Annotated in this window: 3 protein-coding genes; 1 reads left to right on the top strand and 2 read right to left on the bottom strand. The window is 63.6% G+C overall.

Annotated features, from left to right (window positions below):
- On the bottom strand, positions 1 to 543 hold a 543-nt coding region (locus N5K27_RS28745), incomplete at its 3' end, for a tripartite tricarboxylate transporter substrate-binding protein (protein WP_254914563.1).
- Positions 544 to 652: 109 nt separating this feature from the next.
- On the bottom strand, positions 653 to 1915 hold the full coding sequence (locus tag N5K27_RS28740) for a Rieske 2Fe-2S domain-containing protein (RefSeq protein ID WP_070401332.1): 1263 nt from the start codon (positions 1913 to 1915) through the stop codon (positions 653 to 655).
- Positions 1916 to 2207: 292 nt separating this feature from the next.
- On the opposite strand from N5K27_RS28740, the gene N5K27_RS28735 reads away from it, so the two are divergent.
- Positions 2208 to 2394, top strand: a 187-nt coding sequence (locus N5K27_RS28735; protein ID WP_132980775.1) for a hypothetical protein, incomplete at its 3' end; no start/stop codon positions are given.

Genomic DNA, 2394 nt, shown 5'->3' with positions numbered 1-2394 from the left:
GCCCAGCGGCGTGCCTTTATAAGGGATGGCGAACAGGTCGATGCCGGCCGACTTCTTCAGCATTTCGGTATTCAAATGCATGGAAGTGCCGACCCCGGGCATGAGATAGTTCAATTCCCCCGGCGCCTGCTTGGCTTTGGCCACGAAATCGCGCAATGTGGTCACGCCCAGCGACGCGGGCACGACCGCGACCACGGGCGCCGTGGCAAGCTGCGCGATCCCGCGAAAGCTCTTGACGGGATCCCAGCTGACGCCCTTGACCAGCACCGGGCTCGTCACGAAGCTCAGCGTCGCCAGCAGCCAGGTGTGCCCGTCGGGGCGCGCGTTGGCGACGGTGGTGGTGCCGGTAATGCTTTGCCCGCCGGGCTTGGCTTCCACCACCATGGGCACCCCCATGATGGATGAGGCCTTATCGGCGATCACCCTGGCCACCAGGTCCGGCGTGCCGCCGGCCGGGAACGGCGCGACGATCGTGATCGGCCCCGTCGGATACGATTGCGCGTGCGCGAAAGCCGCCGGCCAGATCGCGGCGAATGAAACCATCAAACAGGATAAGGTCCGCATGAACATATTGTCTCCTCAGGAATGATCGAAGCGGCGGCGGGAAATCCCCGGCCGCCGCCCTCCGAAAAACCGCTATTAAAACCGCTATTTATTCGTTGGCCAGTTCTTCACGGATCCGCGCCAGCTCCACATTCCGGGGCCGGGTGATTGCGTACGCCCTGCCGCGATACGCCTGGGGCCGGGAAGCCAGGGCTGGCGCATTGCCCTTGACCAGCTCGTCGGCGGCCTGCAACAGCGACCGGCGGCATTGCACGATGGGAAGATCGGTCTTGACCAGCCGCTCGCGGCTGCGGTCGTGAATGCGCCCCTGGCTTTCCTGGATCGCCAGGTCCTGCAACTGCGCGCTGGGAATGCCCGTGAACGACCGGGTGCGCTGCTCGGCCCTGTCCTGCAGATAATCGTTCTCCCGGGTCCCCTTGGGCAGATAAGTCCCCGGAACCAGCTCGGCATAATCGAATGCGCCGTGCTTGTAGCCTTCGATCTCCTGCTCCGTCAGCGCGCGTTCCGCATGCCAGCGGATGCGATACCACCAGCAGTTTTCGTCGTCGATGGGAACGAAAATATTGGCCCGGCACACATTGCCCGGCGCGGTCGGCACCACCACGATGACAGGCATGAACCAGCGGGCAATGCGCCAATAGTAGGCGTCGGCGCCGGCTTCGCGGCGCGCGGCAATCTGCAGGCCATGCTCGACCCGGTCACAGAAAATCGTGGGGCGTCCGTCGTCTTCGGAATACTTGATCATCTCGCCCAGCCCGAAGGTGTCCGCCTTGCCCGTGCCCCCTTCGAGATCCTTGTGCAGGAACGAGATATGGGAATAATCGATGCTGCCCTCGAGCGCCTGCAGGTAGTTGCACTTCATGAGGCATTTCGAGACATAGCGCTGCTCGGGCGCGACCCGGCAGAAGTCGAGCTCGGGCACGTCGGCGGGCGGCTGCGCCGGGCCCATGTAGGCCCAGACGATGCCGCCGTGCTCCCGGGTTTCGTACGCGGTGGTGCCCATCCGCTTCAAGACCTCCGGCCCACAGGCATCGGTCGGGATATCGACGCACTGGCCGCGGACATCGAACTTCCAGCCGTGATACGCACAGCGTAGGCCCGACCCTTCGTTGCGTCCCAGATAGAGCTCGGCGCGGCGATGGGGGCAATAGGCGCTCAGCAATCCGACCTTGCCGTCGGTATCCCGGAAGGCCACCAGCTCTTCGCCCAACAGCGTCACCCGCAGCGGCGGGCCGTCGTTCTCCGGCAGTTCCTCCGACAACAGGGCGGGCAGCCAGAATTGGCGCAGCAAGTCGCCCATGGGCGTGCCCTGGTCGATGTGAGTCAGTGTGATGTTTTCTTCGAAACGCATGCTCGATTCCTTGTTCCGATGCCACCCTGGCCATGCGTCATGCGGCGAAATAGCCTGTGACCCGTTGCCCGTGTCACGTGGCACCTGCCGGGTGATGCTGCGTAACTCAGTGGCGCGGTGACGCAGTGGCGCAGTGATGCGGTGATGCGGTGATGCGGTGGCCGGTATCGTACTGTGCCCGGATCCGGCTCAATAGAGCCATCTTCGGATCGGTGATAACCTAAAGATATCGACCCAGCCCGGAGACACGGGATCGCAGCCCCACTCATCCCGCCCTTAAAAGGAGAAGGAAATGTTGCTTACCGACCGGCCCCGGCGCTTGACTTTGATGGCGGCGGCTCTTGCTTCGTCGGCACTGCTCTCCGCGTGCGACACGCTCGACGAATGGAGCGCCGAGGAATACCAGCACAAGTGCGAAAGCCTTGGAATCCATCCCGGTAGCCCGTCGTACGAGCCGTGCATACTGCAGCAACAGAAAC

The sequence above is a fragment of the Pigmentiphaga sp. GD03639 genome, from assembly GCF_029845405.1.
Classification (GTDB): Bacteria; Pseudomonadota; Gammaproteobacteria; order Burkholderiales; family Burkholderiaceae_B; genus Pigmentiphaga; species Pigmentiphaga daeguensis.
The sequence above is the reverse complement of the archived record's forward strand: the minus strand, read 5'-3'. Positions and strand labels throughout refer to the sequence as shown.